We start from the raw sequence: 26,088 nt of genomic DNA, 5'->3' as shown, positions 1-26,088 counted from the left end.
CAATAAATAGAATTATTTTGATTTATCTCAGCAAGGAAATGGAAAGCTACCAGATTTTAGGATAGCGAAATGCCTGTATCGCTACTCTGCTGAATTAGAAATGATTTTAAACGCAATGCATAATGATAGAATAGCAATGCCTTTAATTATTTGTCACGTCTGAATTATATGTAGACTTACGGAGAGGATATGGTAATTACTTATTCATTATCGGAAACGTTTAATATGTTTTTACGCGAGATTATTGCATCTGGACTTGCAGTTTTTTGCGCATGGTGCGTTTTGTGTCTTTTCTCTGATCAGGAACGAGGTAAAGAGGTTCCTGTTTCTATGAAAAAAATAACTTCAAAGTCAGCTTTCTCCTACTTTATCAGTTCTCAAATTGCCGCTTTTATTATCTCCTTGTTGGGTTCAATCTTAAGCACGAAATGGGACAACATCGTCTGGAATGATGAAATAAGACAGTTTTATCTGCATGTAGGATTTGGGCTGGTAGCTTGTGTATTCTGTCTGCTTGTAATCTTGCATGAGAAATTTATCAAAAGAAATTTAAATGTTTATTCTGGTTATTGTGGTTCACTGGCAGTTAGTCTCACAGGAATCTTTGTACTTTGTGCGTTATATCTGACATTTTCATTACCATTTCATTATGAAGAACGTCTACTTAATGATGCATCCTTGGTGGCTTCGGATGGCGTTGAAAATTCAGTCGTTTTTGCAGACGGTCGTTACTGGGTTTTTGAACTGGGCTTACCATATTTCAAACAGTCATTGCTCAAAGAGGTAAGAAGGGGCAGGTACCAGCTAATCTGCACTACAGAAAAAAAAACAACATGCTGGTCTGGCAAAAAACTTCCCGAAAAACCAACCTCTTTGAAAGCTAGTTCATAAAGATTTAAACTGCTCGCTTAAATCCACACTGGTCCAATTTTGAAAATTTATTGTGTTTTTAAAAGAAATTACAGTGTGGGTTATTAGCCAGTAGGTCGGAGTTTTATATAATACCCAAAAACACAGGAGGTATTATGAAAACCAATCTGGCCTATGCATCTAATTGCTCCGATTCTGTCTACTCCTATATTTATCAGGCACTGCAACAACGCTCTGGTGCCGAGAATGAAAGCCTTTATCAGCAGGCCATTTCCAGCTGCTGCACAGATAAACAAAAAAAGAAACTGGCCGGGTATTATGCCGGTCCATGGCAGCTGCTATTCAACGCGTGGTGTAACAATCGCGTCCCTAACACAGCGGTGCTGGCCCTTTTACTCCAGCAGTGCTTATCTCATTTCCAGTGCGAAGAAGTGATCGCAGCCTGGCAGTAACCCTATCAAGCCCCTTCGTATAGCGGAGGGGCAGGAGATATCTCATGTACAGAAACGACAGAAACGTGGATTCCTTCAACCTGGTTAATGCTCTTCAGCCGGTCTTTCGTAACACCGGCTGTGGGATGTTTGAATATGATCGTAAAAAGCAGAATGAAACCGCTGATTCAATCTTACGAGCGTTGGCGTTAAATGCCGATTTCGCGAGGGCCTTAAAACAGTACGTCCGGATTAATTCTGTACGACGGGTTGTTCAGTTCGATGACGGCTCGGTTCGCTATGGTATTCATGCCGAATTTGAAGGGCATAATAAAATTAATTCCTTCCGTATTTTTAAAGATGAAGATACAGACGCATTTGACTCCTATTTTTATTCGGTTTGCGATAATAAAGCTGAGCTGGTGGATTTTAAAATGGACTCTCTCGATATTCAATTGCAGGCAGTTTTTGAAAAGGTGACAGGTATTTTTCTGTCACATTAAATATTCAAATTTTCAATCCTCGGGCTGATAGACAAAAAACGCACTTTAGAATATAGATGAGATGAATATGAAAAACGTAAATATTTTGGATACCGATATTGCGGCCATTAATGCTCTTTCTGGCGTAGAACTGACTGACTTTCTCACTGCCGGGTATCAGGTAAACTGGTTAGGAGAAAGGGAGGTTTCGCTGGTGGGCTTTCCGTGTTTAGCAAGCAACAAGCAGCCGGTAGAAGTTGGTCCCGGCATTTTCATTAATCGCGTGTACAGCAGAGACAGCCAGTCTCTGAGCGGGAAATTGCGCTATGACCTGTCTAATGGTCTGGCAACGAGTGCATTTTCATTTTTCTCCCAGTCAGGCTGGTATGGGGGATTCCGTGTCGTATCTTTCCGTGACAACGGGCCAGCTGCGTTAATCAACATTGGTATTGTCCATGAGAATGTTTTGAATGCATTTTGTGCTGACTTCCCCCGGGCCAATGTGAGCGTAACCCGTTTTCATTGTGGCATGACGCTTGAGCAGATCCGAATGTTCATTTCAGACACTGCTTACGATATGCCGCTTTATAACAACGAGTCTGACTTTCGCAGGCTCGCCAGTTAGCATGGAGGCTGACTTCAGTGCTTACGCCTAAAAGCCGGTGAGCGAGGTGGCGGAACCGGTTGGCTTCGCCCAGTCTTACTTACTTCTCTCAAGGTACTGCGCTGCAAGCGTACGTAAAAAAAGTAAGTAGCTAAATGGCGTGAGCGATTAGTTCTATACGGGAAGAAGTCATAGTATTCTGAAATGATAGTTATCTCATACGAACGATAGTAATGGAGTTTCTTAATGGGCGTTGATATCTGCTGGCGATTTCAAAGGGAAGAAAAGCCTGGTAAATGGATTAATTTATCAAGCAATTATAAAGGGGACCGATCATATCTCCACTTTGCCTGGCTCGGATTTGATGTAGATCGTGAAAGGGCGAGCACATCAGCAGTTTTTATCCACGCATTACGCGGATTACCTGATGATATACCGTCCGAAGATGATGATTTATTCGGTGAACATTCATACTCATGGCTGACTTCGGAAGAAATTTTGTCAGCCATACCACCCGATAACGCCGGAGAGGTGATCCAGGAATTTGTCGAAGAAGTAAAGCGTCTCCACGTGGAGAACGGCAGCGTCCGTTTCGTCTTTGGATTTGAAGGGTAACCCGTAAGAAAGTAGCTATCTTACCCGGCTAGGTCTCCAATCTCTCAGATGCTCAAAGAGGGCCGGGCATGGTGCCCACACATCCCCTACCATTCCGATTTGATATTCGTCTAATACACCCTTTAAAGAAAACAAGCAGACGGCAATGAGACGTCGGATTAGCGTCAGCAAATATGAGACGTCAGTAGTCGATGTTTGTCCTGCGGAACGTGAATCTGTTTACAAGGGGTAAAGCCGTACCATCCATGAGGGCTCAGAGAGCCGGGGTCTCCTCCAGATCACTGGAAGTTATTGACTCTGGCAGGCCTATCCCTATGACTTTTTCCCGGATGGCAAATTAAGAGCGAACAGGGCCAAATTAGTACTCTTTTCTAAACGGAAATACTGAATCACCCTGATATAACTGGTCTCTCACAAGACAGGAGATCATCAATGGAACGTGTAATATTTTCAGTAATCTTTTTTATGATGCTGGGCGTACCTTTTTACCTTCTTTATAAAATTGCCCGGGACATTTTTGGTACCGCCGGTGCTGGTGAGCCTGCACAATTGCCTCAGGGCAAGCAAAGACGCTCAGGAGGCGCTGGTTCGGGTTCGATCTGGCAAGGACACCATCTACAGGGGAGCAGCCATTTGAACCCCCTCGGAGGTGATTGTAATGGTGAAAATAGCATAGCTGGTGGTTGTGATGGTGGCGGTGGAGGAGGTGACGGAGGTGGTGGTGGTGACTGATAGCCTGCAACTTTAACTATCAGGATGAAACCCATGTCCAGCAACCGGAAAAAGAATTCATTTCAACCGAAAAGCCCTGCCTTAAAGTGAAGCGTATTAAACGTGAAGGATGCTGAATTAGAGGGTATCGGTTTTATACTGAAGCGTAACTGGAAGAAGGATCTGAAATTAACTATTACGGAAAAGTAACTTTCTGACTCACCACGTACGCCCCTCGGTTATGCCATACAGTTTGATACGAAAACAGATCAGTAAGTAGATTGCTATACGCCGGAGAGAAGTCTATTTTTCATGCACCGAACCTGTTTGGCCTGCAATGGAAGCAGGTATAATAATCACATACAAAGGAGGGCATTATGAATACATTTTTATACGTGCTTTTGGCCTGGATTGTTGTGCTTTTTATCGCCAACAAACTGCTCGCAAGACGTAAGCCCAATACGGTTAAAATCCTGGTACAGCGCAACGGGAAAGCCGCAGAGGTTGATGCTGTAGTGGTTCAGGGTTCAAAGAGAGCTAACAACAGTTCTGTTGCGGACAGCGACGCGGTAGATAGTTATTTTGAAATGAATCCTTACTCCCGCGAAAACCAGGCGAATGGTTGGGCTATGCTGGCCAGAGACGATGACCAGCTTAAATAATCAGTTGAGTGTGATGTGTAAAGCAGCTTAAAACTCTAAATGGACGAACAGGGGAGGTGACAAAGATGACAACCAATACAACAACGACCACCTACCGCTCAGAAGAAATCGTGCCGTTCAGACGGCCCAAAGGGGATCTGGATAGTCGGTATATGCCTCAGGTGTATGCAATGGTGCGGAACTGGGCAAGTAACCCTGCTCAATATGGTGAGGGTGTACTGGCCTCCTACCGCCAACCGGCAGTAAACCTTGCCTACCAGGTAAAAGGAACTCGTGTTGTTTTAATTCTGGTACCAGTAGAGTGCGAGCCACCTGGAGTGATAATGACGGAAACAGTCCTGTGGCCGTCACTATCACTTGTAGAAGTCTTGCAGACCTTGCAGGAGGCCTGGCAAAATATTCCGGCGTTAAACCCCTGACGACTTCTGTCAATATCACCGGCTAGTGATTTACCTCTCTGCTGGTGGTCAGCCCGCCTAAGTTCAAATTATCTCTTTCTAAATTAGCCCGGATAAAAATCGGTCCCTCTAAAATAGCCTGCCCTGAGTAGGCTACGTCATACAAAGCGTTGGCCAGTCACCAGCTGGCTGGTGGCCATAATGCTCCACAGGATAAACCGTATCAGAACTACGCAAAGAAAAAGCCCCAACAATTTACCGATGGGGCCTTTTGCAGACATTTTACAGCCTTACCAATGATAGAGCGCTAAGGCTTCTGCTTAGTGAACAGACTTGCCCACAGATAATGGATAAAGTTGAGCAGAATGTATGTTACTCGTTGCTCGAATTTCATCGGGGCTTTGTACTTTGTCGTTATGTTATGAATATGAGTAAGGTCCGTATAGAGCCCTGGCGACTTCCTTGTTGACTTCAACACCGAACAGATGTGCTGAACAGACTCCGGTGTGAACAACCGTAGCCCTCGTCGTTGTTTGACTTTATGGATAAAATCGTCCATCCCCATACATAACCATTCCGGCTTGATGCCATCAAACTTACAACGTCCGTTTATGATGACGACATTGATACATTCCAGTTCTCTAGCCTTAAGAGCAGACTGAATAGCCCTGATGTGCCCCTGGTTTTGCTTAAACGGGTTCTGCAACTTGAGGGTTCGGGACTGAGTCCATTTCCGCCAGTGGCTTTCCTCCAGAGTACCGTAGAGCTTGCCTACGTAGTTTTTCTGCTCTATGACGTATATACCATGTGGGGCTACGAGAATGTGATCAACCTGCGTAGTGCTATGAGCCGACAACTGAAAGGTGAGATCACTAAGTAGCCCCTGAGCTTCTTCAGGAAGCCCAGATTCAATTGCCTTTGCAGTCCGCCGTTCCGCTATGGCAGAGGTCATAAATCCCAACAGACACAGCAACACGACGAAAATAAGGATAATGAAAGCTACCCCCGTAATGCTCCACAGCAGATTGAAAGCATCCATGTTACCTCACAGAGGGGTAGCTGGTGGCATTAACAGATTCTACTAAGCGGGTAGTGGTACCGGTAAGGCTCTCAATATTTGAAGACAGGCTCATCAGCATGCCGAGTGCAGAACGGAGATTACGATGAGGCTCATTGTAGTTTTTGAACGTGTCAGTGGAGTACATTTTTGAAAGACGTGTACGGATCTCTACTGACGTAAGATCTCCATCCACCAGGCCGTACTTAACTGCCTGAGGTGTTGGCCATACACGGCCTGAATAGAGAGAAACAGCATCGGCATCATGACGCGAGAGAAGCTTTTTACCCCGTCCAAGTTCAACATCAGTTATAAATTTTTCATGCATCGTGTTCAGGATCTCCTTCTGCATGAACTCCCTCGTTGAATCGGACAATGGGTGGAAGGGGTCAAGAGCATCTTTGAACTCACCGGCCGTAAGGGGCTCATTCTTGACGCCTACTGTGCTCATGATCTCTGACAGATTCCAGTGGTCCATACGCACACCGATAGAACCGATCAGGGCATTACTGTCGGCATAAATTGCATCAGCGGGCGATACCGCGTAATAGCATGCGGATGCGCATATGCCTTTCACACTAACGATGATTGGTTTATATGAGTCTGCGATATCAGAGAAAAAACGACCGGTACCGCTGGAGAGTACTTCGAGGGAGTTTTGCTTCGACCGTGCTTCATCGCCACGTTCTGTGCTCCCGGTTTTGTTACTCTTGTCAGCGGCTACAGATGAAAGAGAGCCACCGGCATCTGATACGCGTTCAATCTGTGGCTGGTGGTTTTTAAGCGCGTTTATCTGGCGGTAAATAATGATGGCGTCAGAGGGACCACCACCACCTGACTCTGCCTCGATAATAACTGCTTTGGCATGGGGATTATTGTAAGCTTTGGCAAGAGCTGTTGCGATCACTGTTCCATCGCCCGTTTCCGAGCCGGTACCCATCTCGCCAGAAATCCGTATTACAGCTATATGGTCTTTCTTCCCTTCAGCGTCCTGCCATTGTTCGTAAAGATTGTAGAAAGAAAACCCTACAGCGGTCATGGCAATTAGCGACATAGCAACTTTTGCCGTGGTATGAATGCGAAACATCTTATAAAAACGGTCAGCGTTATCATTGAGCGATTCTTTGATATTTGTAGGGGACTTCCTTTTTTTACTGCTTAACATCTGACCACCTTTACATGAGTTTTTGAAAGTTAGACCACAAGCGATTCAATGCAATTCCCAGTATCAATAAAGCGACTGGTGGGAAAAGTTGAGCGATATTGTTAAATAGTGACATATTTGGCATGACCAGGTAGACCATCGTTAAAGCACTGATCACCCAAAATGCTCGAAACCAAATACGATAAAACTGAACTGTAACCTTACCAAATACGTACCTCTTCAATTTCCACTGGTACATTCCATCTGCTAGCATGGCAAATAGATAGGGCAGAAAAACGATTAGCCACCCCAGGATTAAGTTCCACCGGAAAATGGACTGATAAAGTAAGAGGGGTATGTTTTTGGCCATAGTGTAATTAATAGAGGTAAATTTTTCAGCAACAATGTTAATACCTCTGGCTGGTTTTTTGGTGTCAGGGATCAGAATAGTATTCAGATAGTCAATTAACTTATAGTCATGTACCAACCAATTTAAAGTCGCTTCACTATTTGCAATGACAGACTTCCAACGGTCATTTGATATGATGGACCGGCTTGCATTAACCTCCTGAGTAATCTGATATTTGAGCTCCTCAGTATTCTGGAAAGCCAAGCTGTAACCAAAATAAATGACCATGCCAAAAAAAAGCATTGTTCTGAGCACTGCTGCCCTGCTTGTATTATCCGCAGCCATTGCTTTCCCTCCATTCACGAAAAAGAGCTAGCCTCTGATCGTGATTGCAATAGTTGTTACGCCACATCGTCGGGATACCCAGGAGCCAGTGGTACTGTTTAGGTATGATTTGGTCGATGAGGCTTAACTCCGCCAGTTCTTTATGCTCTGCGCTTTTCCACTCGATCTGTCCCACATCAGGAACAAATACAGCGGTCCTTGCTTTTGCGGCCTGGCGGGAAAATTCTATAAAGTTGATGCCCCACGGCGTCCAGTATCTGTACTGCTCGTTTAGGCCGATGTTAAACACCGGCAGAGAAAGAGTTGAGTCGGCAAAAGCCGAAATCACATTTTTGCAGACTCTTGGACTATCTATTTTTTCCTGTTCGGTTTTGAGATGAGTCAGCAGTGCACGGTCAATAATGCTGTTAAAGGTGTTTGTATAAAGGCCATTAGGGTCAGGAAGCTGATCTATGGCAGTAATGATTTTAAATTTTAACCGAGAAAGAAAGGGAGAGTCCTCAATAGTAACTATATGACTATGTGTTGTTTCTGGATGAATCTGGGGTTTGATGCGCTGTACTTGTTTAAAAGAGACACTACCTGGCAAATTAATGAATGCGCCCACCGTGCGTGTTAAATCGACGAAATAAGGCAAAAGATAACAACCAAGCATACGGGCATTCTTTTTTACAAGATCACACCGTACGTCATTGTTATCGAAAGAAATACGGAAACTAACGAATTTACGTTCAGGACCTTCGCTGGTGGTCAGTGATTGAATCCATTCATGGCATGATCCTTGTGGTACCGACCAGTAGCTGGTTTCACGGTCCCCAAAGGGATCAGTCGTGATCAACTCTCCCTTTAAAAGGAAAAGCTCAGACAGGGTATTTGCCATGGAGAATAGGGAATCGATATCGTTGCTCTGACAAAATTTTCCCAAATGATGAAACGCGTTTTTTTCTATCATAGTTAGCCGATCTCGAACTTCCTGAGAATCTGCGTACTTTAAACCCAAAGACTGAAAGCGCCTTTTTACGAGCGAGCGACATTTGCTGACTTTTAGTGCAGAGCTTAAAATTTGCTGGCGCGTCAGGACAATTTTTTCATCCATCAATGCAACTTCCTTAGAAATTTATTAAGATTTTTGATATCGAGATTTTGACGCAAAGTAACTTTTCCGGCCTTCTTGAAAAGCATTTCCGACAGAGTTGTGTTTGGCTTCATTTGTTTCTCAGCAACAGCAATAGGGATTTGGCCTACAACCTTCCTGCCATCTTGAAGCCTGGCAACTATGTGAAACATAGGGACCTGACCCAAGAGATCCTTTGGAATACTCTCTTCTAAAGTTGTCTGCTTTCTTTCTGAGATTGAACCTGAGAAGTTATTATGCGGCAAAGATGTTTCTGAACCGGTCGTATAAGTGACCATATTTGTGCTTATCGCACTCTTACCAAAGTTCTCTACAACAAGCGTCTGAGTAGGAGTATCGTTGACTCGCAAGCTTATATAATTGTTGCAGAGCCCCGTAATTCGATTGGCAGTTTCAACACTTGCCGCAGCAATAAAGTCGGAGATGGTTTGGGTGCAAATAAACAGTGCAATTTTCGCTGCACGACCCTGCGCCAGAAGGTTAATCATAGGGTTGTTAATGGCTGAGTGTGCCTCATCAACAAAAATACTTATCCTGGAATTAGCTGACATATCACCATCTTGAGCGTTGTAGCGACTACCGGCACAGGAGGTCAGATCTGACATTATTAATTGAGAAATAGCAGCTGCTGTATCGGGGTTTGAAAGGCCATCAAGCGAAATGTATAGCACCCCGCCAGTGCTGAACATCCCTTCGCTTGTTACAATTTCTCTTGATGATACTGAGTTCGGGTTAGGAGATAAAAGCTCATTTAAAGGTTTTTCAATGAGCATATCGAAAACAGGCATAATACCTGCGGTCATTTTAGCCATATGCTCTGGGTCGGACATTGAGTAATCAATAAGCTGGGAAACAGTATCTAACCAGTCTATTTGTTCGGACCCCTCGTAATTCATGAAATGAGCCGTAAACCATTCAGCGAGACGCTTGAAACGTACCGGCAAGGTATCGTTAGCGACGTACTTAACTTTTTCGGTCCAGACATCGTAACCATAATATCTCGCGTAACATGACTCCATTACCTTGACTGTAAGATTCACAATAGACATGTGGCTTTTCATGTTCTTGTGAATCAGATAAATAGAAGGCTTTTTCTCTATGTAAGAAAGCCCGGAAATCACATTGGAAACGAGAGCCTTGGCATACTGAACGAATGGGTTAACCTCACCGGGAACTGTCACCAAGCTCAAAAGACGAGATGTTAGGTCAGAAACATTAGTATAGGTGTTGCAGACATCAATACAGACCGAAGATGCTGGCTGGCCAGGATGAAATTTATAGAAAGGAAGACCGAGGGTCTTAGCCTCTTCCATTAGAGATTCTCGCCACTCTGCATCGTTCTTTGGATCTATGACAACAACAACATGACCAAGATGAAGCATGCTAATGCTTAGTAAACGCTGTAGCACCGTTTTCCCGGTACCCACGTTTCCGGTTATCAGAGTATGACCAAACCAATTGTCTTCAGTTACAAATATGGGTTCCCTACGTTCCACAGCAAAAATTGCATTGCTGCCGCCCATCTTACGAGCCATTGCGTCAAAATGTCTCTTAATTGGGTTGAAGACGAATGGCAACTCGATCTCACGTTTATCACTGGAGAGGTTAGCTATTTGATATGCCCGATCCGCATGTTCCGGACCCCACTCAAACCCATCACAAAAATAGGACTTTCGCTCGGGTATATCCTTATTTTTATTTTGATAATCCTGAACCAGTTGACGATACTTTCGCTCATTGGAGAAAAAGTTACTTTTGTTAATTACACGCAGTGAATCAAGACTAACGAACATGAAATGTCGCTTGAATACACGCCAATGAGCCATCAAAAATGGCGCTGCTGTTTTGCAACGATAAAGGCACAGCAAAAAAAGCAATATTGAGGTGAACAGAACTATTGGGGCGATGTCCAGTCCGTCTGAAGAAAGTCCCATATAAAGCATAGAAACCGAACAAATCAAAAGTATTGAGGCACTACGATACTCAAGAATAGGCCGATAAAAATTCTCTTGTGCATGGAGGTTAGTCCTCTTCGAATCTGACATTATAGGTTCCCAGCCTCTTTCAGGTTATTGATAATTCGTTCAATGTCCACTTTCGCCCGGTCTGATGCGGCCAGCAAAGTAGGCATGTTAAATGCATGGCATTTTGTATTGATCACAGCACCAGAATTAACGAGGTACTGAGGAAGCTTATTGAAAAGATCTTGAGCCTCTAACTGCGACCCAAATTTTTCCACGCAAGATTGGGTCAGATAGAGAGTATTAGGAGTACTTACCATAAATCTGTTTTTGCGCTTTCTTTTAAACGCCACCTCCATTTTGGACAGAATTTGATGCAGTACTAACGCAATTTCTACAAATTCAAGCTCTGTAACGTCACCTTCGCTTATAAGCGAGAATTCACCATTTTGGTCTGATTCAGTAGATGCAAAGACTTTACTGTTCAGATTGTGACCAGAAACAGGTGATGCTGGTTTTTGTACTTCTGCTTTGTCCGATGATTTATTCCGGTTGCGCTTGGGATTTTGTTTTTCTACCGGTGCTGTTGGGGCGAACAGTCTGGCCAGTGCTGGCGAAAGATGATGCCCCTTAGCGTCTGTGGGCGCATGCTCTCCATTTGATTCTTCAAGTACAGGAGGTAAGGCGGGCTCTTCACTTGCCATCACACTGGTTGCGGCTGCTTCGGTCTGGGAATACACAACTTCAGCTGGTGGTGGGCAGTTACCCTCAGTATCTGGTTCTGAGTTTTCTTGTCCTACAGAAACATCCATAGAGCGTTCATTCGTACCCTGGGGATCAGCGTTCTGTTCTCGGTTAAGTTCTGGTAATTCTGACGGCTCGGAGAGAAGCTTTTCATTATGGACCGAAGAGCTTGTTGCACAACTACCGACTTCTGGCCGAGAAACACTAAGCTGTGAGAAATCGGTATAATCAATGATCTCATGCTCTTCATCTTCTTTCTCAAAAAGATGTTGATAATGTTCATATTCCACAGCCTCAGTTTTCAGCGGACCAGTCGCGGATGCACTATCGGTTCCATGATATTCCACGTCGCCAGAATGTTCTTCGACTGCATTTACACGTGGGGGAGGCAGCTCAAGCGTTTGCTTTGGACGTGGGGCAGAGTTTTCAACAGAAGACTCATCATTAATCACTAATGCCTGATACATAGAAGTATTGAAAAGTGACTTTAAAGTTGTTGGCCTTCTTGGCTCATGATAGGTGAGCTGGAACCCGGCGCAGTTATCGCCGAGCTGGACTAAACGCAGATCGTCAATGTCCCTTACTATCCACATTCCATCGAGAGAGCCTTCTCTGAATGTCAGTTGGAAATAGGGCTCTTCACTGAATGCTTTTTCATCTAATCCCGGCAGCAATGCCATAGTGGTATCTATGTTGAGGTAGGGGACAGCATCAACACACACTATATAGTCATTGGAAAGTGGAGCGCTTAAAAGGAGTTCATGAAGTTGGTTGACCAGGACATGGGATTCCGTGTCCTTTGCCGATTCATCTTCACTTTCTTCTATATCAGGAATGACAGGATCAGCTGCTTCCTCACCCTCAGATTTAACTATCTGCGTGTCATTATCAATTTCATTATCACTTTCGGCTTTCTTCTCAAAATCGTCGGATGAGCCTTCATTTTTCTTAGAATGTATATCAACATCAATAGAGGCAGAGGAGCGGCCTAAATCATTAACCTTAAGAACAGCCGTCTCAACAGTATCAGTAATTTTAGTTATAACGTCCCGACCGGGCACTGGTCTTCTGTATTCAGTAACTGTTTTTTGCTCGTCAATGTAAATAAAGTCTTTATTGGCATTAACGCTAAAAAGACCCGGCACTGAGTCAGGGATTTTATAGGAATCAAAGATTAAACCAATCCACCTTAGCTTAAGAAGGTTATAGAATTCTAGTTTCCCTATCCCATTTCTAAAGATGTTTGATATTTCGTTTTCCGAATAGATACCCGGAATGAAGTAGTGAACGACACGCTCATCATCATAGGGCTCGACGTAACCACGTTGAACTAGGGATTCTACCAATACGGTCTTACCAGCCTCTCCCTGAGGGAAGTTATATTTATGTAATTCGAAATCATTGAGAACAAAATCAAGGAATGCGTTCTCGTTAAGGTATACCTCACCATTTACGATAATGATGTGCATAGGCTTAGCATTGTAATTGTTGATATTGATACTGGTAAAGTTGTGCTTGATGGTACTAATGGCCCTTGCTGCTGCATCATTAGAACGCAGACCCATGATAGGGTCACGTAAAACATTAAGGTCTGTACCAGTAGAATAGAAATCAGCGGTCCTCACGCATTTAGACAAAAAGTCATTCCCATCAGTATAAACGTTTAGGGCGGTGATCATTTTTGAATAAACACGTTCTTTATTTACCCGATCCAAAAATGCAAGACATACCGGGTTTAGGATTCGCTCAAGGAAAACGCTGGACCAGATATTATGTTGATTATGAATACGCTTTCGCCAGTGGATTTCGTATTCAACCACGTCATTTTCACGTGCCCAGTCAAGAAGACTTTGTGAGCTTGGCGTCCAAATGATCGGACTAGCTAAATTCAGGCTTACAATGTCGAGATCGTAAACCTTTCCGGCATCATGGACTAAACCACAGATAAACGCAGCATAGAGATATACTTTTCTACGGACTACTTCTTCATCTTGATATCCGATTGGTCTCAGTTCTGAGTGATGCGCATTTTTTAAAGAGAGTATGGCCACTTCCAGGCTGTGAGAAAGTAACCCACCAATACCATTATGATGATGATTTTCGGAAGCTGGCAAAAGATGTATCCAGCGAACATATTCAACCAAGGGCTTTAAAACTAAATTAGTAAATGTATATGCATCGTCCCTGATGTCGCTATCGCTGATAGCTAACATCATTGAAATTGAGTGCAGCTTTTCCCGATACAGAGACAGGATTGACTGTTCATTAAATGTCTGTATGCCCGTCGGACGAGTTGGATACTCGATGAATTTCAGGACTTCTGGATTTGGATGATCAGGAACAGTGTACTTCTGATCTCCTAGAATCTGCGCAAAAGGAGAGAGGCTTGATATATCCTCAATCATTACAGAGGTTGCATCATTCTCCTGAGATGAGAATATCCCCAAAATCCGTTTAATACATAAATACAGCGCCCTGAAATTCATCATCATACCTTATCGACGTTTGCCTGACAGTTCGGCTGCAATGTATGCCTGCACACTTTTATATTGCATTACTTTGGTGATGAACTCTGCTGGACTGTATGGCCCATCCTTACGGCGAGAAACATTCAGAGTCTTTTTCACATTCTCAACATATAAATTAATACTCTTTATAATGTTGTGAGACATAACCGGATAGTCGCTTACAGCCAGTAAACCCAATGAGTTGTACTCATACATTGTGTTCATGAGCTGGTTCATCTCGAAGATGTACTTGTAAAACCTCATGGTGTTGTGGTTATTGAAGTTGAGTTGTACTGGTTCAAAACTGAAAGGTACAAACTGAGTTGATGACATGAATGAGTCATTCTTGTCGAACTCAATTGACTTAATATAAGCAACAAGATTTTCTTTCATCTTATTGTTTTCTTCATGCAGCTCGTTGAACCAATCCTGAATAGCCTGAACAAGGTCAGGATGTTTAACTGCATCAACCGTTTTAAAGAGAGAGGAAATAGCGATACTCACATCATCAAAACCTCTGATGACTGCTCCATTTCTGGCAGTTAAAAACCGGTTAAAGTCTGGGGTGCCGGGGTTAATAATAACTTTGGCCATACCCTGGTGCTCTGGTCTACGTTGAGTAGAAGTTTGAGCGTTTACGCCTTGCTTTTTATTTGAACCTTTTACCATTACATCTTTTGGTTCAATGTTAATACGCTCATTGTCCGTGATAATTGCGTCGTTCATTGTGCCACCTTAGTTTTTGAGTATTGACGGATTTTTCGTCCAAGTTCGATATATGCTGAATGATAGAGCTCAAGCATTTCTCTGTAAGGCTCCAGCAATGCTTCCGTTTCAGAAATCATTTCGTATTCCCAGCTGGCATGGTTTACAAAACAGTTCTTAGAATATTTTCCACTTTTCATTGGTTGCACCCGTTTTGACATGTGGCTAGGCGCTCTTGTTTTATAAGGGCTGAACTGATGCCAAGTGATCGTTACTTTTCTGGCATTACCAATTAGCTCAACTTTTGGTGCGTAAGAACCCAGGTACTCCCTCTTTGGAACTTTGCTATGTCGGGTAAGGTTAATCTCTTGGTGGTTTCGTTCCTTCCACTTGATCCAGTATTTTGTAATGAGATCTTCAGCCTCAACACGCAAACCTTCAATCTGAGCACGTAAATTTTTACGTGTTAGCTCTATAGAACTTATAAGATTTGAATTACTCATGACGCCTCCTGATGTGAAATTACTATACCGGAGGAAATTTCCGTTTTTTTTCACGAACAGAAGATTTTTGAATGCTCTTTGATGAGGGAATTGAACAGATGTAATGCACTCGCTGTTTCCCCCATTCGGGAGGGGCCTTCAGAAACAGTAACAGCGAGTTTAGCCTCACTTCCATCGCTACCCCCTAAAGTTACTTTTGACAGAATGACCATTGTGGATTATTGCTTTTGATAATGTGCATTGCTCTATTAAAGTTATACATATATCTAGTGCCACTTTTCCAAAAAAAATGACCCTATGGAACTTTGTCCATAGTGACACTTTTATAAAAAGTGACCCTATGACGACATTACATAGGGTCACTTTTCAAACATAAGTGACCCTATGTGAGGCATTCATAGGGTCACTTTTCTTTGTTTAGTGATCCTATGTAAGCATGAGGTTGATGAAAAGTAAAAATGTCAGTTTATGACGGTCAGTGAAAGACGTCGTTATTCTAATCCAACGTTGGGAGGGGCTGGATTTAGGTTTTTTTTTAATCGCTTCACATTTCGTTAGCATGCGCAGGAATTTTTGATAAAATTCTGGTTAGTTTGGTTAAAAAGTGTTACAAGTAAGCGGTGTGGTTGAAGGGATAGATTTAAGGCTTATTCAAGCCTTAAGAAAATACTAAAAGTTACTTTTCACCCTACCGAACACCTAACAAAAAATCCATGTTGAAGATTTGAACAATTGTAATGGCGCAAGGACAATCAGCACATGTCAGAATCTGATAATTTAACTCGTAGCTTACTCGGTAAACTTTTCCGCACTGAGATTTCGCTTATTCGTAGTTACCGTGCATTTTTAATGTTATTGCCTGTGCATGGATCTTCTGCATATCAAACTGGGACTCCTCTTCTCCAGCGTCGCCTATTTGGGAAAGGATTTAGTACAGCCGCTGATTTAGCTTTTGAAGTGGAAACACGTCCAGGTAGTTTTTTGGTTCCGCGTACACTCGGAAAGGAAATTACATGGGAGAGGTTTTTTTCTGCGGTCTTGGACGGTGATTCCAATGTAATTCGTGAATATGATACAAATGATATTGACTATGGTATTTACGATGCCGGTGAAAAAGTGACTTTTCTGAATGGTACAGTGGATATCTATAATCCCAAGAAGATTCATGAGTTGCGTTCTAAATGTGTTGATATACAGAATGACTACTTTATGCAGGTGTTCTTTATCTCAATGCTCGCACCAGAGTTTGTAAGTATTTTCTTTGGTTTAAAACCAACTACAGCTGATGCTATTAAAGACATTGGTTATTCATCGTTAAAAACAATTAACGATGTCGTTCTTTTCCCACGTACAATTGCTTTCTCACAAGGGCATATTGAAGAGAGTGTTTCACTTAAAACGAAAGTTTTTGCCTGGGCTTATGAATTGTCTGCTGACATCCGGTTAGGAAAAGTTAGTGATGATTTGATGGAACTATTACGTTATGACACTATGTTCACCAGTCACCGTCAGGATGTGTTCAACACTTTAACAAATAAAGTTATGTTAAAGGATTATTGATATGGCAAAGGTCGATCAAACAAAAGCTAATGCTCTATTGCGAGCAGCAAGAACTATGTCGCTTGGGGCAAATAAAAATACAATACGAATTTTGTACGGTAATCATGTTGCTGAAAATATCGATTTTGAGCCTGGTGCAAAAACAAAACTCAAAAAAGGTATCCGGGGCTGGAGCAAACGCACAGATAACCGCCGAGCCTTTTCTGCTGTTATTGATGTCGCAGTTAACTATTTTGGTTTTGATCCAATAAATCCGGAAGCGAGTTTTCGGCAAATTGACTTCAACCGAATAATGAGTGTCCTTCATAATCTGGGATACTTTGTATGCGCACCGGAAGTTAATAAAATAATAGAAATCCTTACTTCTATGAAAGAAATTGAAGAACTAGGTGCCTGCGAAAAATGTAAACGCCCATACATTGTGCCAGTGACAAATGATGCTCATTGTCCACGTTGCAGATTATCTTCAACTGCTTCAGCCATAGAGAGGTATTCTCAAGAAGAATTAGATTAAATTTAAAAAAGATATCGCGAAACTTGCCTTGTCTGAATCTAAATATTGACTTAAGTCAAATTCTGTTGTTTGCTTTACAATCAAATATTAGTTACAACTTAAATATCAACTCTTGACAAGTAAAGATATAATTTGATTTTTCTTTATTCAGTTTTTCTTCGTTCCAAAAATGTGCACCTTTTTTTCTGTTGAAAACGTAAAACTACTTAGGTTCTCAAAACCTTCTATGCATGACGACTTCTTAATCGCTTTCAATTAATATATTTTATATTCTTGTCTAAGTTCGCTTCTTTGATCCTTAGCTATTCCTTTTTTGAAATATAGAAACAGCATTACTTGTGATGATTTTTTTCAGCTCTAAATACACCTGTTTTCAAAGCAATATTTGCTTTTAGATATTCGATAAAACCATGTTTTTGTTACACCGGATTTTTGACAACGTGCAAGATGGATGATCTTTCCATCACCGAGACTATCTTCTTAGTCAGCACTCCTTTTCCGTCCTTTTCAACATAAAAACGACCATGCTATACGAGCTCTAACCTTTTTTTTGTATGCCATCATAACCGCATCAGAAAAGGAGAACGGTCTATGACTCGTATTGCATTAGCGCCTTCAAAGATGGTTTTGCTTATGTCTTTGGTAATTACTGGTGCCCACGCCAGCCCTGAGCAACCCCTAATAAAAGATACGCCCTTTGTATCTGGCCAGGCTTATAAGAAGGGTTTCTTCTGGTATGACGATCCTGCTAAAAAAAGCGAAGCTGAAGAAGAAGAGGTTTTGCCACCAACCGGTGCTGCTAGCTCGCCTTCAAAAGAGGAAATGGTAGATTTAAATTCAAAATGGCTAAAAGAGAATATGCCTCGACTGTTAACGCAGGCAATGGATAACCCTACCGCAGAAAATCTATCACGTTATTACACGGCGCAAAGGTTAATGCTGGATATCAGTACGCGTTTTTCTGACAAATCAAAAGATTATTTTCTTAAAAACCCGATGATGTCTGAAAAACGCAGGCAACCAGTGGAAAAGGTGGCACTGGATGCTCACCGCACTGTTGTTGAAAAAAATCAGCAAACGGTAATGAAAGATATCTTTACTAAGTCAGGTTTATTTTTCTTTTTCCAGAGTACTTGCCAGTTTTGCCACGAAGAAAGCCAAATACTTCAATTTATGCAGAACTATTATTCGGTAGATATTCTTCCAATCAGTATGGATGGAAGGCCATTGCATAATGGCCTTTTTCAGGATTTTAACATCCCCAACGCACAAATTATTGATCAATTTAAAATTCGAGAGGTACCTACAATTTTCCTGGTTTCAAAGGATGGGACATCAGCTCAGCGCATTAGTGAAGGCATGATCTCCGCTGATGAATTAAAGAACACTATTATACTTGCCGCGAAGGGCATGAATCTGATCGATGACGCTTCGTTCCAGTCAACTCTAGATATTAAAAGGCAATATACCATCGGCGATGATGGCGTTATTACCGTTAATAAATCCGAAATGGAATCAGACCCATTCCTACTTCAAAAAATAATGGACCAAAAACTCGAAGGCTATGACATGCCTACGGCCGATCCGGTCAATTATCTCAATGCTGGCGGCAGTTTTGGAGGCACTTATGCGCAGTAATGCCGTTTTCAACTTCAAAAAGTTACTTTTGTCTCTTTCTGTTTGTGCTGCAATTTTAGCCCCGACTGCAAATGCAGACAACGCAATGCGTAACATTTTCAATGGCATGATGACGTCTACCAGCCCGGCCACCTTTTCCACAGCAACCCGTACAGGCATAGTTGGCGGGTCAATGTCTTACCGAACAACAAACGTTAATACCAACCTTGTTTCCATGTCGTTTCCAAAAGCTTCTGTCGGTTGTAACGGTATTGACGTTTTTCTTGGGTCCTTCAGCATGATCAACGGGGACCAGCTTGTGCAGGTGGCCCGTGGTATTGCCCAGGGTGCGGCTATCTATGCTTTTAACGTTGCTGTTTCAGCTATTTGTGCTGACTGTGCTGCAACGATTAATGACATCCAAAACAAACTGCAAGCGCTAAATAAATTTGCGAAAGATTCATGCAATGCAACTTACTCTTTCCTTTCTGAAAACGTGGGTACGCCAAGCCAGTTCGCTAACTCAGTTAGCTCTGGACCAGCCTCAATTCTGGGATCGATTAATGGTCTTATTCCTGATTTTGGCTCATCGATGACAAAGTCACCTGAAGCTGTCACTTCTCAGGTTAAAGCAAAGGATCCCGAAGAGTTCGCTGAAAAATTCAGTGGTAACCTCTTCTATATGTCGTTCATGGATATTGATAAGGGAACGATGAACATCGGAGGGGTAACGGAGTTATCCGGTTATAAACTGGCAGAACAACTTATGTCTCTCGTAGGTACTGTCATTATCAACTGGGATAGCAAAGGCGAAAAAGCGGGAATGGAAGTCCGCCCGTCTACCATGACTGTCACGGATTACATCATGGGGCCACCAGCTGGCGGATCAATTAAAATGCTCAAGTGTTCTCCGGCACCAGATCCATCATCCCCACGAAAGGCTCAGTGCCTTGTCATGTCAGAAGTTAATGACGGTGGTTTTAAGGGATTGAAGGATACCATTTCTGATCTTCTTTTAAACGTACAGAAAAAAATCATCAACGACGTTCGTGTTTCAGATGATGAATTACGCATTATCTCCTATATCGGCATCCCGACCATTATCGACTCTTTGCAAACATTCGAAGCACCGGAAGGGTACGCATACATTCAGGACATCAGCACTATTGCTGCGACGAGCCTCGTAATCAACATGTTGCGCCAGGTTGAGGCCAAAATTTCAACCATGAGCATACCGAGTGAGTCGCTGTCGGGTAAAAGGGATGATCTCAACCGATTAACAGACAATCTCTCAAAACAGGTTAAAGCCGCCTATGAGCTATCGCACAGCCAGGTCGGTACCAGCTCGGACGTCATTTCAACCTGGGATAACCGTCGCCTGCAACGGAAGGCTTTCACTGAAAGTATTCGTGGCACACGTAACTGAGGTCTGACATGGATTACAACATATATACCCTGGGTGATATTGATTTTGTCTGGTCGGCTTTTACCGGTATTGCCCTGATCTTTTCTCAATATACTGGTGTAAAAGAGTTCCTGACCACGGCCGCCGTTGTAGCAGGTGTGAGCCTATTCTATAAAACGTGGCTATGGCTTCAGGCTCCGACCAAAAATGAATTACCGTTTTTCTCCTGGTTTTTGGGGTTGATCCTTTTCATGATGGCAATGGTTCGAGTGGATGTAACTATTGAATCTGTAAAGTCGGGAGAGGTCAGAAACGTCGACGGAATTCCAATTTTTATTGCTGCGATGGCAACCGTCACCACTAACTTAAGCCAGGGTTTGCTGAAGGATTATAAAACAGCGTTTGATCCGCTTTCTCCGGTGGACCTGTCTGCAACAACTCTGGACGATGACATCACCCTCGGTCCGATGATCCGATTCGTGAAGTTTTTGCAATGGGGCGGCGATAGCCAGGGCTACTGTTCCGCATTTCCTGAACCGGCCAGCGGGCTAGGGCCAATGAACGTATGTGCTACCGTTCAGTCTCTTGCATACAACTGCCTGAAGGCTACCCAAAACTCAAGCGCAAATATTGCCGGTAAAGAAACTATTTTTAACGATATTTTCTCAGCTAATCTGGCAGATAGCATGGACCGGATTAATCAGGCGATGAAAGGCGCACTGAAGAATGCCTCTGCCAGTATTGTTGGCGCTAACGGTTCAAAATCTGGTACGTGTGATGAGGTCTGGTCAACTGTGAAACAGGTTACCAGTACAGCTGAAGCTCGCCAGACTATTTCCCTTATAGGACAGACAAACGGCATCCTTACTCCAGACGAAGCAAATGGTGCACCTACCGGCGCAAGCTTTACTGATGTTATGGCGTCAGCAAATGGTATGTACGGTAAGGCTATTGGTTCGTATGACGCCACCCTGAACCTGTTCATTATGAATGAGCTCAGAAATGGCGCAAGCAAATATAAGACCCCACTCGGTCTGGCTTCCGATATGCAGTTGTTTGAGGCTTCTCTGAAGCGAACCAACACAATGGCTTCACAGGGCCAGTTGTGGTTACAACTGTCGGGAGCAGCAATCGCATTCCTTGAAATGTTTGCTTATATGGTTGCTCCATTTGCTTTGCTTATGCTGCTGGCGTTAGGTGGTAATGGTGTTGCCGCTGCGGCGAAATATTTGCAACTTATCCTCTTCGTGAATATGTGGCCGCTTACGGCAGTAATGGTCAACGCGTATGTGAAGAAAGTCGCGACGGCCGACTTGGATACCTGGAGCACCCTCAACAGCCAGAATAATGCCGTCACGTGGATGGGACTCCCAGGGCTTGCGGAAACATACAGTTCATACCTGTCTGTTGCTTCCGCCCTCTATGCTCTGATTCCGGTACTCACATTATTCCTGATGACACAGTCGATTCACCCGATGATGAATGCGGTTAAGGGAGTGACCCCCGATGCGCCGGTGGATACTGGTCATGTAACGCCCAAAGTATGGGATGGCCCTAACAGCGGTAAATCTTCATTTGGTGACGTGACACGAACCGCCTTAACCAGTACCGGTCAGGGATACAGCGATGGCGGCGCAGTTGATTCAAGTAATTTCCGTCTTGGAATGTGGAATGCTGGTTCAAGTATCGCTAACAGCCAGGGACAAGGATCAGCTGTAACCTCATCAGTTATGAGTGCGGCAAGTAATTCATTCCAGGCTGGTTACAGTCAGATGAGCGAAATTGGAAGGTCAGGACAGTCGAGCCAGCAGTTCTCAACCAACCTGCAAACAATGAAGCAGATCTCGGATAAGATTGGTGCCTCTGTAGCAGAAGGTATTGCAACGAAACATGGGGTGAGTGCGTCTCAGATGGCCAGCATTGCTTCAAATGTTATTCTCAACGCTGGGCTTAATGGAGGTGTTGGAACTGGCAATGGAGCCGGGCTGAAAGCGGCTGTAGCAGGGCAATTGAGTAGCGGTGCATCTAAGACCAATACAGGCAGTGACTCGCTTTCAAATGACCTTTCAAAAGCAATCACGAATCAGCTTAGCCAGGATTCTGCGTTAACTGACCAGTTCAGTAAAGCGGCGTCTCAGGTAAGCAGCGATCAGATATCCAATACTAATGCGTTTAAAGAAGCATCGTCGAAAATGAACCAGGCGACACAGACGATGGCGCAAAATATTTCTACATCGGTTTCGACTAACGCAAGCTCCAATAGTGGAATGAGCCTTGATTCTAAACAAAGCATTAACCTGGACAGGTTCTCCGATTCTATTCGCAACAAAAACTTCAGTGATGATGATGTAAGGAATTTTGCTCGTAAGAATGGGCTGGATGAGAATGCGTTTATGGAGAAATTCAACTCCTATAACGATACCTTCAAGGCCAGTAATCAGCTTGGATCGCAGCTTCAACGTACTGACGCGCTTGTGGCTGCAACCCGAGATTTCAGTGAGCAAAAAATTGCGATTGATACCGCCCGGGGAGAGACGGCCGAAAGTAATAAACAGGATCTCCGTGAAACCTCCAGCCTGCTTAAAAGTCTGGTTTCCGACTTCGGTGGTAATGCACAGCAGCTGCTACCTATCACCAATCAGCTCGACAGAATTTCAGGTGACGGGTCAGGAATTAATACTATCACTCAGGCACAGGATAGAACTCCTGACAGCGTAAATACGTCTGGCGTGATGAGTGCGTCACGCGTAGGGGAACTGGGTGGAAGTGTAGATTCGCAGGCTAAACTCGGTCTTTCCTCCAACGCTCAGGACGCGACACAGCATGTCCCTGGAAAAAGTGAAGCTGGCTTTACTCCGTATAACCTTGATAACGCGGGCAAAGGCGATATTCAGGGAATACATAACAACAACGTGGGCCGCACTTATTCTGATGAAGAAAGGAATGTGCTTAATTCTCTCGAAAAGAATGGACCTGTACTGAATAATCAGGGTGTAGAGAAAGTCGTCAATTCGGGTCAGGATGTCAGAAATGCAGAAGGCACATTTAACGATCTGGAAAAGGTTGGAGGTCGGGTGGTTGGTGATGGAATGGATCAACGAGCCACTGCTTTGAACAGTATGTATCAGAGCGGGCAAGTTCGTGGCTTATCTAATAACACTGATAACTACTTTAGTCGTGTTGCCAACAACCCGAACTTAAGCCGGGACGATAAGCGAGCTGAATTGGCACAGCAAGCTGTCTTTACCTATGGTGCCAGCACCATGGCTACCGGTGCCGAAAGAGAGCAGCTCAAAGCGGATACCCAGAAGATCCTTAATGAACTGGGTAACTATAACGTTAACTGGAGTATGAATGACGTTAAGAGCATCCATAGCAGTTTCAACACTCATAACAGAGCTGATGGTTCACTTGAGTCAGTCGTACGGGCAAACCTGGGAGAAGGTGGGTCGGGCGGTGGTCTCGTTGGTAACCGCACTCAGACCGTCACAGATCGCTTGGTTGGGGAAAAGATAGAGGCCAACACTGAGCGGGGCGCGATTTCTGGTGCGCTACTCGGGGGCCAGCAATTTGTTTCGGATACGCTAACCAGCGTTGGGGCGAAACCGGTAAATGAGATGCTTACGGGAGCGGGCATCCTTCAAACCCAGACATCGATAGCAAATGATGCCTCTAACCCTGCAAATATGCCTGATTCTCTCCAGGGTAAAGTCCTTAATCACATGCAGATGTCTGATGGCGTCGCAGCTGTAAGTGACCGGTATCAGAGTATTAGCAGCGACGGCGTTTCGACTTATGCGAATGCAGCGCAGAACTCTGAAAGGGCTATCCGGCAGCAATTGACGGATGACCCACGCTTTGGGCCTCAGAAAGCAGATGAATTCATTCAGTACATGAAGTCAGAGCTGAGCAACACAAATGAGCCTTACCAGTCACGTGTCGATAAAGCGGATCAGTGGCTTAATGAAAATAAAAAATAAGGGAGGTTGAATATAACCTCCTGAAATGACTATCAATAGATTGTAAATTACTGCTAAACAATTAAGGCCGCAAAGTATGTGTTTGCGGCCTTTTTTTCAGAAGTACCGCTCTTGCGGAACATTCAACTGACGGTTTGAATCAGTGAAGACAAAAATCTATCAAACTCTGTATGAGATTCAATAACATAATCAGTAGATGCTTTGTCTCTTATCTGAAAGCAGTCGTCTGCAAAACTATAAGCGAAAAGTGACATGCCATCTTCTCCGATTAACACCTTATCAGTGAGATTTGGGTCAACGTAGATTTCATTGTCTCGTGCTTCAAAGTTGCGTATGTAAATATTTGACCACAATAGATTTTCGTTCTCTGCCTGAACAAGGTTATAAAACGTAAGTCCGTTGTACTCAAAACCATCCATAGCATTAAACACTTGGGCATAATCAAGCCTGGTTTTAATGAGTTTCTGTATATCTATATAGGCGCTCTTTTTGTGATCTGCCCACTCCACTGGAGGCGGATTGCAGATTAAGTCTTTCAAGACTTCCGGGGCTACCGGGCTGGCTAAAGGGTAGTGATCTGCAACCATCAACCTCTTTAAGCTGCTGAGTAGTTGAGTTAAATCTTTCATGAGCGCCTCTTACTTTCCTACCGGGTAGATAACACCGTTCGGCGATGGCCATAGAACTTTGGTGCTTGAATTATACGGTAGATCCTTCGTAATGATGGATTGTGCTTTCGACAGTGCTGAATGGTATGGTGAATTCTGAATAAGTACCAGGTTGTCTATAGCGTTTGTGCCACCATCATCAAGAGGGATCTTGTGGTGAACCTGCCACCCAGAGGGGACCTTGCCTGTTGCAAGTTTCATCAAATCGTTAGGTTCAAACGTAGCCAGGGCATCTGGGTGGTCTGAAAGTGATTTAAGGAAGTTAGGGCGTACAGTATTGTTGAATTGTCCACGGAGAGCTAAATATTCAGCTCTGTCTCGGCGCATGTAGTTCAATTCGCTAACATTCATATCATCGAGCAAAACGTGTGCTTTTTTGTACTTGCCGAGATAACTTGTCAATTCATCCGCAGACCTTGGATTTCGGATAACCAGAAGTGAAGCCGCTGCAACCAGCATACCTGAAGTTGTTTCGTTCAATACCTGGTCATAGCCTTCAACAGCTTCGCCGCCAAGTTGTTCAGCCGTATGTCGAAATCCCTCCACATTTCCATTATAAAGCCCGCCAGCTGCGAGAAGACGACCAGCCGCTTTGGAATTAATGGTTTTTGTTGATTGGGCGTGCTGTGCTGGTGTCGTTGATCGAACGTAATACCCCGGGCGTTTCAACTGACGAGAGATGATATCGCGCAGACGGGTAAAGAGGGACAGGGGCAGGTCATTGCGTAGGTTGCCATTTGATATAACCCCCGGCCCGGCATTGCCGGTTATGTCTTTTCTAAGCAGAACGATCTTACCGTATCTGATGTCGTCAAGCGTATCGCGGTAAGCGAGCCAGGGGCGTTGATGGTGGAACTGGTGATACCGGCTGACAAACTGTGTATATCCCTGCGGTAAATTCCATTCCTGAATAATCCGGTTTGGCAGGGCGGTATCTTCGAGGTCATGTACCGCCGTGGCCGGATGTATGATGTGGGGAATATCCTCAAGGTATATGTCATCCAGTGACTTAGCCTGACAGTGATGCAGCATAATGTCCCTTTCTTGTCGAATTCATATGAGACATTATTGCGTATGGTATAAAACAATCAATCCTAAAGTGGATGGGCGTACGAGATCAG

The 26,088-nt window shown here is 43.7% G+C and carries 23 protein-coding genes; 13 read left to right on the top strand and 10 right to left on the bottom strand.

The genetic code is table 11. The annotated features are described in order from the left end of the window. The first annotated feature begins 189 nt into the window (after nucleotides 1-189). From ACOT0L_RS20005 to ACOT0L_RS19970, 8 genes are all read left to right on the top strand, one after another. Nucleotides 190-891 (top strand): hypothetical protein, encoded by a 702-nt coding sequence (locus ACOT0L_RS20005; protein ID WP_004248818.1) that lies wholly within the window; start codon nucleotides 190-192, stop codon nucleotides 889-891. 134 nt (nucleotides 892-1,025) lie between these two features. Then, entirely contained in the window at nucleotides 1,026-1,322 is a 297-nt protein-coding gene (locus ACOT0L_RS20000; RefSeq protein WP_000856246.1) for a hypothetical protein, read from the top strand. A gap of 44 nt (nucleotides 1,323-1,366) precedes the next feature. Next, the gene (locus ACOT0L_RS19995) at nucleotides 1,367-1,804 is read left to right on the top strand and encodes a hypothetical protein (RefSeq protein WP_000286108.1); all 438 of its coding nucleotides are present in this window, start codon (nucleotides 1,367-1,369) and stop codon (nucleotides 1,802-1,804) included. Nucleotides 1,805-1,871: 67 nt separating this feature from the next. Continuing rightward, a complete protein-coding gene (locus ACOT0L_RS19990; protein WP_000800251.1) occupies nucleotides 1,872-2,408 on the top strand; it encodes a hypothetical protein in 537 nt (178 codons plus the stop codon). Between the two features lie 225 nt (nucleotides 2,409-2,633). Beyond that, nucleotides 2,634-3,002: a hypothetical protein gene (locus tag ACOT0L_RS19985; RefSeq protein ID WP_000537761.1), complete on the top strand. Its 369-nt coding sequence runs from the start codon at nucleotides 2,634-2,636 to the stop codon at nucleotides 3,000-3,002. Nucleotides 3,003-3,434: 432 nt separating this feature from the next. Beyond that, nucleotides 3,435-3,734 (top strand): hypothetical protein, encoded by a 300-nt coding sequence (locus ACOT0L_RS19980; protein ID WP_000442693.1) that lies wholly within the window; start codon nucleotides 3,435-3,437, stop codon nucleotides 3,732-3,734. Nucleotides 3,735-4,090: 356 nt separating this feature from the next. Continuing rightward, the gene (locus ACOT0L_RS19975; protein WP_001091367.1) at nucleotides 4,091-4,375 is read left to right on the top strand and encodes a hypothetical protein; all 285 of its coding nucleotides are present in this window, start codon (nucleotides 4,091-4,093) and stop codon (nucleotides 4,373-4,375) included. A gap of 65 nt (nucleotides 4,376-4,440) precedes the next feature. After that, complete coding sequence (locus ACOT0L_RS19970; RefSeq protein ID WP_000210769.1) at nucleotides 4,441-4,794, top strand: hypothetical protein; 354 nt, start codon at nucleotides 4,441-4,443, stop codon at nucleotides 4,792-4,794. Nucleotides 4,795-5,080: 286 nt separating this feature from the next. On the opposite strand, the gene ACOT0L_RS19965 is transcribed toward ACOT0L_RS19970, so the two are convergent. From ACOT0L_RS19965 to mobI, 8 genes are read right to left on the bottom strand one after another with little or no spacing between them, the layout of a single operon-like run. Next, nucleotides 5,081-5,812 (bottom strand): nuclease-related domain-containing protein, encoded by a 732-nt coding sequence (locus tag ACOT0L_RS19965; RefSeq protein WP_000338612.1) that lies wholly within the window; start codon nucleotides 5,810-5,812, stop codon nucleotides 5,081-5,083. Nucleotide 5,813: 1 nt separating this feature from the next. Continuing rightward, nucleotides 5,814-6,995 (bottom strand): S49 family peptidase, encoded by a 1,182-nt coding sequence (locus tag ACOT0L_RS19960; RefSeq protein WP_000952985.1) that lies wholly within the window; start codon nucleotides 6,993-6,995, stop codon nucleotides 5,814-5,816. Nucleotides 6,996-7,005: 10 nt separating this feature from the next. After that, entirely contained in the window at nucleotides 7,006-7,668 is a 663-nt protein-coding gene (locus tag ACOT0L_RS19955; protein ID WP_000718549.1) for a DUF4400 domain-containing protein, read from the bottom strand. Beyond that, the gene (locus ACOT0L_RS19950) at nucleotides 7,655-8,764 is read right to left on the bottom strand and encodes a hypothetical protein (RefSeq protein ID WP_000343600.1); all 1,110 of its coding nucleotides are present in this window, start codon (nucleotides 8,762-8,764) and stop codon (nucleotides 7,655-7,657) included. The genes ACOT0L_RS19955 and ACOT0L_RS19950 overlap by 14 nt, the downstream gene beginning before the upstream one ends. Further along, nucleotides 8,764-10,848 (bottom strand): conjugative transfer system coupling protein TraD, encoded by a 2,085-nt coding sequence (gene traD, locus ACOT0L_RS19945; RefSeq protein WP_001284073.1) that lies wholly within the window; start codon nucleotides 10,846-10,848, stop codon nucleotides 8,764-8,766. The genes ACOT0L_RS19950 and traD overlap by 1 nt, the downstream gene beginning before the upstream one ends. Beyond that, complete coding sequence (mobH, locus tag ACOT0L_RS19940) at nucleotides 10,848-13,994, bottom strand: MobH family relaxase (RefSeq protein WP_001011152.1); 3,147 nt, start codon at nucleotides 13,992-13,994, stop codon at nucleotides 10,848-10,850. Before mobH ends, traD begins: the two co-directional genes overlap by 1 nt. Before the next feature lie 9 nt (nucleotides 13,995-14,003). Beyond that, a complete protein-coding gene (locus tag ACOT0L_RS19935; RefSeq protein ID WP_000995978.1) occupies nucleotides 14,004-14,741 on the bottom strand; it encodes a hypothetical protein in 738 nt (245 codons plus the stop codon). Continuing rightward, the gene (gene mobI, locus ACOT0L_RS19930) at nucleotides 14,738-15,223 is read right to left on the bottom strand and encodes a conjugative transfer protein MobI(A/C) (RefSeq protein WP_000071885.1); all 486 of its coding nucleotides are present in this window, start codon (nucleotides 15,221-15,223) and stop codon (nucleotides 14,738-14,740) included. The genes ACOT0L_RS19935 and mobI overlap by 4 nt, the downstream gene beginning before the upstream one ends. Nucleotides 15,224-15,982: 759 nt before the next feature. Between mobI and ACOT0L_RS19925 the strand changes: the two genes are divergently transcribed. From ACOT0L_RS19925 to ACOT0L_RS19905, 5 genes are all read left to right on the top strand, one after another. Continuing rightward, nucleotides 15,983-16,783, top strand: coding sequence for a hypothetical protein (locus ACOT0L_RS19925; RefSeq protein ID WP_000004208.1), 801 nt, complete (start codon nucleotides 15,983-15,985; stop codon nucleotides 16,781-16,783). Nucleotide 16,784: 1 nt separating this feature from the next. Next, the gene (locus ACOT0L_RS19920; protein ID WP_001140952.1) at nucleotides 16,785-17,297 is read left to right on the top strand and encodes a hypothetical protein; all 513 of its coding nucleotides are present in this window, start codon (nucleotides 16,785-16,787) and stop codon (nucleotides 17,295-17,297) included. 591 nt (nucleotides 17,298-17,888) lie between these two features. After that, nucleotides 17,889-18,935: a thioredoxin family protein gene (locus tag ACOT0L_RS19915; protein ID WP_000196727.1), complete on the top strand. Its 1,047-nt coding sequence runs from the start codon at nucleotides 17,889-17,891 to the stop codon at nucleotides 18,933-18,935. Then, nucleotides 18,925-20,340 (top strand): IncHI-type conjugal transfer protein TrhH, encoded by a 1,416-nt coding sequence (trhH, locus tag ACOT0L_RS19910; RefSeq protein ID WP_001257292.1) that lies wholly within the window; start codon nucleotides 18,925-18,927, stop codon nucleotides 20,338-20,340. Before ACOT0L_RS19915 ends, trhH begins: the two co-directional genes overlap by 11 nt. A gap of 8 nt (nucleotides 20,341-20,348) precedes the next feature. After that, nucleotides 20,349-24,299, top strand: a complete 3,951-nt coding sequence (locus ACOT0L_RS19905; RefSeq protein ID WP_000386160.1) for a conjugal transfer protein TraG N-terminal domain-containing protein — start codon at nucleotides 20,349-20,351, stop codon at nucleotides 24,297-24,299. Between the two features lie 122 nt (nucleotides 24,300-24,421). On the opposite strand, the gene ACOT0L_RS19900 is transcribed toward ACOT0L_RS19905, so the two are convergent. Together ACOT0L_RS19900 and ACOT0L_RS19895 are read right to left on the bottom strand one after the other, a co-directional pair. After that, the gene (locus ACOT0L_RS19900) at nucleotides 24,422-24,928 is read right to left on the bottom strand and encodes a YrhA family protein (RefSeq protein WP_000654195.1); all 507 of its coding nucleotides are present in this window, start codon (nucleotides 24,926-24,928) and stop codon (nucleotides 24,422-24,424) included. Between the two features lie 9 nt (nucleotides 24,929-24,937). Then, entirely contained in the window at nucleotides 24,938-25,999 is a 1,062-nt protein-coding gene (locus tag ACOT0L_RS19895) for an HNH endonuclease signature motif containing protein (RefSeq protein WP_000902297.1), read from the bottom strand. Nucleotides 26,000-26,088: the final 89 nt, after the last annotated feature.

Origin of the sequence: Enterobacter cloacae complex sp. XAL002, from assembly GCF_049236805.1 — a bacterium.
GTDB lineage: Bacteria > Pseudomonadota > Gammaproteobacteria > Enterobacterales > Enterobacteriaceae > Enterobacter > Enterobacter intestinihominis.
This window is presented reverse-complemented; position numbering and strand designations above follow the sequence as displayed.